This is a genomic window from Algoriphagus sp. (genome assembly GCF_024642405.1).
In the GTDB taxonomy this organism is placed as follows: domain Bacteria; phylum Bacteroidota; class Bacteroidia; order Cytophagales; family Cyclobacteriaceae; genus Algoriphagus.
This window is the reverse complement of record NZ_JAHEBC010000183.1, coordinates 1-7,569: the sequence shown is the minus strand read 5'-3', so window position 1 is coordinate 7,569 and position 7,569 is coordinate 1. Positions and strand designations below refer to the sequence as shown.

Annotated in this window: 4 protein-coding genes; 3 read left to right on the top strand and 1 reads right to left on the bottom strand. The window is 35.3% G+C overall.

Features of this window, described 5'->3' with window-relative positions; genetic code table 11:
- Positions 1-70: 70 nt before the first annotated feature.
- Positions 71-586 carry a transcription elongation factor GreB gene (gene greB / locus Q0L68_RS13340; RefSeq protein WP_296704012.1) on the bottom strand — a complete coding sequence of 172 codons (516 nt, stop codon included), beginning with the start codon at positions 584-586 and terminating at the stop codon, positions 71-73.
- Between the two features lie 1,152 nt (positions 587-1,738).
- On the opposite strand from greB, the gene Q0L68_RS13335 reads away from it, so the two are divergent.
- From Q0L68_RS13335 to Q0L68_RS13325, 3 genes are all read left to right on the top strand, one after another.
- Entirely contained in the window at positions 1,739-3,400 is a 1,662-nt protein-coding gene (locus Q0L68_RS13335) for an FAD-dependent oxidoreductase (protein ID WP_296704010.1), read from the top strand.
- An 87-nt stretch (positions 3,401-3,487) separates the two neighbouring features.
- Positions 3,488-5,587, top strand: a complete 2,100-nt coding sequence (locus Q0L68_RS13330; protein WP_296704007.1) for a hypothetical protein — start codon at positions 3,488-3,490, stop codon at positions 5,585-5,587.
- A 39-nt stretch (positions 5,588-5,626) separates the two neighbouring features.
- On the top strand, positions 5,627-6,889 hold the full coding sequence (locus Q0L68_RS13325; protein WP_296704005.1) for a peroxidase, FMP-type: 1,263 nt from the start codon (positions 5,627-5,629) through the stop codon (positions 6,887-6,889).
- Positions 6,890-7,569: the final 680 nt, after the last annotated feature.

The window sequence follows — 7,569 nt, the reverse complement described above, 5'->3', positions numbered from 1 at the left end:
CTTGGCTTTACACACACTTTCAGTTCAAAAGAATAGGCTTGCCTTTTTCTTAAGATCTACTTTGGTAAAACTATTTCTGATACTCTATTTTAAGAATTTTCCATATAAAATCACCTATTTTGGTATTAACTATCACCTCATCTCCAACAGCTTTACCAAGAAGCGATTTAGCCATGGGAGAGTCCATAGAGATATAATTTTTGTTACCGATTAACTCCTCGTAACCGACAATTCGAAAACGATTTTTAAGACCTTTCTTTTCGTTTTTTATTTCTACCCAAGCACCAAAATTCACTTTTCCTTCTTGGTTGGGATGGTAATCAATAACTTTAAAGTCATCAATACACTTTCGCAAATAACGAAGGCGGCTATCAATTTCCCGAAGGCGTTTTTTGTTGTAATGGTAATCAGCATTTTCAGATCGATCTCCTAAACTTGCTGCCCATGAAACTTTCGCGGTCACGTCGGGACGCTCCACTCGCCACAACAGATCATGTTCTTCCTTTAATTTTTGGAAGCCTTCGGGAGTAATCAATTGTGAGCGATTGAGTTTTGGTAGAGTTGATTCTGGAATTTTTCGCCTCATGATAAATGATCTTACTTTGAAAATTTTCGCAAGATAATATAAAGATGAGAATTGGATAATAAGCTACCTGTATGGCTTAGGTTTTTAGTATAGAAATTCACATAGAGTGGCATTTCCAACTATGACGGGGTTCCTGTGCTTTTCTCATACCAACAGCATCAATTCCATTTATCTGTGAGGGTGATTATTATAAAAAAGCAACCATTGCCATGGCGATCCAAGGCACTGATGCGGTACTTTTAGCAGATTTGGTAGTTAAATCTTTGCCTTTGGTTATTCTCAATTGGTTGGAAATTGGTAAAAAGTGAATTAGGAGTACACAACTAATCTTTCAAATGCTGAATTTCCCAAACTTAAAACAAAACAGCTAACAATTACTTTGTTATAAGCTCTAGGTAATTATATAAAAAAAGTTATTTGTTATTAGTTTTTTGTAATTCATAGTATTTAATAAGATTCTAATGAATAATTTTAATAACAAAATAGGTAATCCATTTATTTCTCATTAGAATCATTAATTAATTACTGCTCATTTTTTTTAAGAGAAAAGTGATTGGTTTCTAGGATATTTTAGAAGAATAGTTTTTATTGTATAAGTAGAAAGTAAATTTTTGGAAAGGATTGATTTTACTAAATGGCTAGAAATAAATGCTTTAATGCAATTAAAATTCTAGTCCATTGAAATTTTCGTTTTTATTAAAGAAGCTTTATTTTTCATTATCTAAAGCTCTCTAGTAGTAAGGTTTTCTATGTTATTTTCTTTGAAAAAGAAGTAGAAATATTTAAGGTTAAAGCATAATTCGACTATTTTAAAAATCGTTTTATTAAAATCACATATTACAAAAGAGGATTATTCTTAATTAAGAAGGATCAAATTTTTAAGACCACATATTATCATATCTAAATTCATCTATTAGAACAATTACTCACACAATAATTTATTTTTAGTTGAAATAAATATGAGTATTATTTTTCTCCTAGAGTGTTTAAATAGCTATGTGTTGTAGTTAGGTTTCTATAAAATATATATTTCAAAATATTTTTTAGAATCATAGGATTTCAAATTGACTTTGAAAAATATTAATAAATAATTTTTGCTTACTATAATCCTGAATAAATAGGATTAAATAAAACTCCATAAAAAATATCTAAATGAAAGAAATCCCAAAAACATCAGACATAATTATTGTAGGAGCTGGAGTATCTGGACTTTACGCAGCTTGGAGGCTACTTAGAAAAAACAGAAAGCTAAAGCTAACAATATTAGATCGTTTAGACCGAACTGGAGGCCGCTTAGATACTGATTTAATAAATATCAAAAACGAAATAGGCGAAATTTTTGACGTGAGAGAGGAAGAAGGAGGGATGCGGTTTACTTACGAAATGACTGAGTTAATGTCCTTGTTTAATGGCTTAGGAATTTGTAATCAAATTGTAGATTTCCCAATGACTACTAATCGATTCTATGTTCGTGGACGTAGTTTCACTGCTGAAGAAGTTGCTGATAATAATAATGCTATCTGGGGACAACTTTATAATCTTAACCCTGCAGAGCAAAATCAAAGTCCTGGAACCATTTTAAACGTAATTTATAATCGAATTTTAAAAGCCAACGGCGTAGATGGAGCTCCTTCAAATCCAACTCCAGAGTTTTGGCAGGATTTTCGGCTCAAGTTTAAATGGAAAGGAATCACACTTAATAATTGGCAATTAGGTGGCTTATTTAGTGATATGGGTTATTCCCAAGAATGTTTAAAAATGATGGTAGATACTGTAGGATTTCAGGCGCCATTTTTATCAACTGTAAGTGCTGGGGAAGCATGGCAAATACTAGAAGATTTCCCCAAAAATCCTCACTATCATACTTTTAAAGATGGATTCAGTACTCTTACAGATACATTAAAAAAAGAAGTTGAAAAAATGGGTGGATCCATTTTTACCAATATTAATGTAATTAGTATCGCAAAATCAGGGAAAAGAAAGGGTCAGCTCGAAATTGTATATGAACAAACTGATAGTAATAATTTTCATGACGACAAAAACAAAACTCATATTGAATGTTCCAAAGTTATTTTGGCTATAGCGAGCAATGCTATGTCAAAACTTTTTATACAGTCTCCGGTGCTAAATCAAGCTAAAAATGCCAATCAACTTTGGAAAGATATTCATTCAGTAATCAACATGCGATTAATGAAAATTAATCTTTACTTCGAAAAACCTTGGTGGCGTAACGGAGATACTGGTCAACCACCAATAAATTTTGGACCTTCTTTTACAGATTTACCGATTAACGCTGTATATCCATTTTATCCAATCGAAGGTGTTTCTAATTCTAATCCTGCAGCATTAACCATTTATTGTGATTATAACAATACCAACTTTTGGCAAGGCTTGCAAAACGTAGGCCCTAAGTTTGATTCGCCGCTTCAAAAAGAGCATAGTAAAAAGCCTCAAATCTTATTTCCTGCATCAAAAGCTGTTGTTGAAGAAGCATTAAAACAGTTAAAGCAATTATTTAAGACCAATTATGTTCCCAACCCAGTAATGACAAGTTACCGCAACTGGGATGGCGAGGATAATTTTGGATTTGCATACCACCAATGGGGGCAAAAAATCAATGATAAAGAAGTCATATCCAGAATGGTCAAGCCTGTTGATGGGGAAGATATTTTTAGTTGCAATGAAGCTTGGTCGGATATGCAAGGTTGGGTTAACGGATCAATACGGTCCACAGACTTGGTTTTGGCTGAATTCAATCTAAAAAAGATAACTGAAGAATTTACTGGCTGTATGAAACTCGATTCTGACAATTAAATAATAGCAATTATTAAATATTCCGATGTAATCAAAATAGGCGGTGCTCCTATGGACAATTCATCAAAACAAATAAAAACATATACTATGGAATCCAAAACCTATTCAATTTTTGGAGCAGGACCAGCGGGCTTATACACAGCTTGGCGATTACTACAAGGAAAACCTGCAAATGAAAATGACATTTCAAAAATTCTAAAAAAAGGAGATATCTTAGAACTATACGACTGGGGAAAGTATCAATTTTCAGAAGAAGAAAATGGAACCCGGGAAGCGGGAGCAAGGGTTTGCACTTGGCACTATAAAGACAATCCGGAAGCTTCTTATGTTGAATTAGGCGGAATGCGTTATTCTGCTTGGGATTATAAAAAGACAAAGGATAATCCTAACCCTAATGATGGTAATAATCCTGGGCATAGATTGGTGACAAAAACCATCAGTGAAATTGGTTTAGAGAAATATGCTGTTCCTTTTAACGAGGCTAATGATCCACTTTTATCATTACGGGCAAAAAATATGTACACTTCAGAAATTGATGCAAACAATCCCGCGCCTTATAATGTGAATGACTATGGCGCGTATTCAGCCCCAGACGATGGTTTTACAAAAATTGAAGGGGTGGGAATCAATGTTTCTGATACAGCATTGCCCCCTACAAGGAATGAATGGTGCAAATTTTATGAAGAAGGTCAAATTACAAACGATTTAGGAGATGAATCAATATATAAGAAAGGTCAAAAATTAAAGAATGCGGGGTATTGGAATTTGGCGTATGACGTTTTAGGGCAAGAGGGTTTTAGCTATTTATCGGATGGTAACGGATATTCTTCTAACGTTGTCAACAGTAACTCTGCTCAGTCATTTGAGGTTAATAACGAATTCACTCCAGGTACATTATATAAAACATTGACCATTGGCTATTCAGGTATTTTTTCAGCACTTTTTAAAGAGATTGTCAAACTTGCACGGAAGAAAGGAATCCAATTTAAGTACAAATCAAATACACGGTTACGCTCTATTCTAGAAAATAAGAACACCATTCATTATACAACTGCTAGCAAAGAAGAGCCTAACAAAGAACTTGAAGCAGGAACATGTGACGCAGCATTTTTAGCAATGGGAAGATACGCCATTGATTTAGTGGCACAAGCAACACGTTATGCCAATAAGAATGAAGGAGATTTTGATGTCTTGAATGAAGACAAAGTGCAATTGTACTTAGAATCCGTTTTGATGCAGCCTTCTTACAAAATCGGGATGTTTTTTGACACCCCTTGGTGGAGAGACGATATTCCTTCACCTCCTAGGTATCCGGCTAAATTGAATAGCTATTTTTTAACAGAAGAAGGTGTTGATGTACTTAAAAAAGATCAATTCCCTGCTAAATATATAAAGGCGATTAAAAAAGCCGCTTCAGAAGCAGCGCAAGCAAAGTTAAAAGCAGAAAAGAAGCATAAAGCTTACGATAATTCTATCACCTCAATCATAAATACTAGCTACACCACAGAAGAAGATTTTATTCGTGCTGCGGAAAGTATTGTTAAAGCCAACTTTACTTATGAAGAAAAGCAGCAAATTCTTGCTTTATCTCATTTAGACACCATAGGACCAAGTGCCACTGATATGCCAATACGCCAAGTGGTTTATTTTGGAAACAATGCACGTACTGATAAGGGGAAAAAAATCTATGGGATTTTAGCTAGCTACGATGACATAAACTATACAACCTTCTGGAAACCATTAGAATTTGAACCCGAGGAAGAAAGAAAAATTGCAGAATCCAAAGACATTCAACCATTAATTGGACCGCGAAAAGCCCCTGAGATGATGGTAAAAATGCTTCGTAAACAATTGGCAAGCCTACATTTTGGTTCTCAGGCAAGTTACTTATCAGTTCCCGAGCCCCTAGAAACTAAATATATGGATTGGTCTTTACCACCATTTAACGCTGGGTATCACGCATATTATTCCCATTACAATATTGGAGATGTACAGCAAAAAATACGTAAACCTTCTTCATTAGTAAAAGGGAAGGACACGAATCTCTTTATCATTGGTTCTACCTATTCAAATGATCAGGCCTGGGTAGAGGGTGCTTTTTGCACGGCAGAATCGGTGCTAAATGATTTTTTCAACATAGAAAAGTTAATCGACGATACAGAATATCCATTTATCTGTCCCGCATAAACTTACAAAAACAATAATCCTCAATAAAATAACCTAATTATGGAACATCAAAAATCTTCAGTAAAGCCTTACCCAGAGTGGAAGAAAGGGCAACCAAAAGAGGCACAGTTCGGAATCTTATCAAAACTCCATGGCACTTGGGTCAACTGGAAAGACGGTCCAACTGGGCTACACACAACGCCAATGCCTTCACCTGGTACCTCGTCAGAGACTGTCTTTGGCGTATTTCACTTCAAATCTCAGGAGTATAGAGAACAACTAAAATTCACTCAAGTTAATGCACCGGTCCGCAACCGTGCAGGTTCTAATGAGCAGTTTAATGGAGCCGTTAAATATGAGACTGCAATCATTGACAATAAGAACCTTCTTCAACATTTTGAGGACGGGATGTACCTCTGGTTGGGTGAAAACAAAATGCCTTGGAGTCCAGACGGTCCTTATCAAAACCCAAGAAGCATGTTCAAGCATACATCGGATAAAAAATCAGTAAAAATAGATGGGGCCGAACCAGTAATGGGGCCGGGGCAATTAGGACCTCAATTTGTGGCTCCTCATACGATTTCTCGTTCTGGTGTAATACCTCATGGTACAACCATCCACCTGACCGGAAATATAACAAAACCCAACGTTGAGGGTCAAGCACCTCACATTGCAGATCTTTGGGAATCTCAATATCTGGCTGTTTCTCCAACAATGGGTATAAATATTCAGCAGGACCTAATCTCAGGATCTCGAGTAAAACCTAAGTGGACAAAACTTTCCCGTGAACAACAAGCTCCAGATGCACCACCAGAATTTCGTGGAGTCAATAGTGGGAGAGCCTACATTCAGAAAATTTTCAACTACGATAAATTTGGTGCCAAGTTCCCATTTACTGTTCAACCCAACTTAAAGCTAATTGATGCTAACAAGGGACTGCGTTTCAAAAAGTACGACTTAATCGAATTGGATTCTCGTCACGATACTGGTATTCAAGGTGGCACTATAAATAATGCAATGGTAGAGCGGTATTGCCGTGTGGTAAGGATGCGCCTTCGAATGTGGTTAGAAGAGATCTATGACGAAGAAAGTGGGAAGATTATTGACCAACTGCAATATGAGCAAATTGTCGATTTTGAGTTTATGTTTGGGTCTAGCGGGGGAACTACCCAGTGGCCTCACATACAGGTAAATACACTACGACGTGAAAAAGATATTCCTAAAGATAAGCGTTTGGCTCCAATAATGATTCCTAAAGAAACTCACGAAGAAGTTGATGGGCCTGATCCAATTGTTTGTCCAATGGGACATTCTAAATCTTAAACTAAATAAGCAAAGAGTGGGAGAGGCGTTTTTATAATAAGTAAGAATTATCGTTAACACGATTCATGCATTCTAACCAAGTTAGCCTTATCAGACCCAGAAGCTGAAAAAAAAATATTTCGGCACAGCTAACCGGGCTCAATAACTCCTGAATAAGTTGTTATTGAGCCTTTTAAAAGGATATATCCTACATGAATAGGTACCTTGAGTTTTGGTTAAAAGCAGCTCTAAACTCAACTTATAAGCAATTAATGATATTGCAGATCAGAAAACTCCTTTGATTTTCATTTTGTATTCGTAACTAATTCCAAACTCGACAAAGAGTTAGATCTTAGGAGTGTAGTATTTAAAAATTACCAAATTCATTTGAATTCTTCTTTTATTCTTTTCAGGAATTTTTTGAAGGAAATAGTAAGGTATCAATTCTCAAAAAGAGAATAAGGAAAGAAATATTATTGGTGGTGGATATTATAGTTGAAAATAGACTTCTGAAATAAATAATCATTAATATAAAAAGTTATATAATTTATATTATGTTAAATAGAATTCGATATATCTAGTCTATAATGCTCCATAAGCCTTATATTCCAATTCGAGAGATTCTCCAACTACCACTACCCCAATTCCAAAGTTTGTGACAATTGACGAATAAATACAACTGTGTTCGGGTACTTTTTCTA

Excerpts from the sequence above, each read along its gene's own strand:
- Q0L68_RS13335 (WP_296704010.1), top strand. The coding sequence starts at position 1,739 with ATGAAAGAAATCCCAAAAACATCAGACATAATTATTGTAGGAGCTGGA.
- Q0L68_RS13325 (WP_296704005.1), top strand. The coding sequence starts at position 5,627 with ATGGAACATCAAAAATCTTCAGTAAAGCCTTACCCAGAGTGGAAGAAA.
- greB (WP_296704012.1), bottom strand. The coding sequence starts at position 586 with ATGAGGCGAAAAATTCCAGAATCAACTCTACCAAAACTCAATCGCTCA.
- Q0L68_RS13330 (WP_296704007.1), top strand. The coding sequence starts at position 3,488 with ATGGAATCCAAAACCTATTCAATTTTTGGAGCAGGACCAGCGGGCTTA.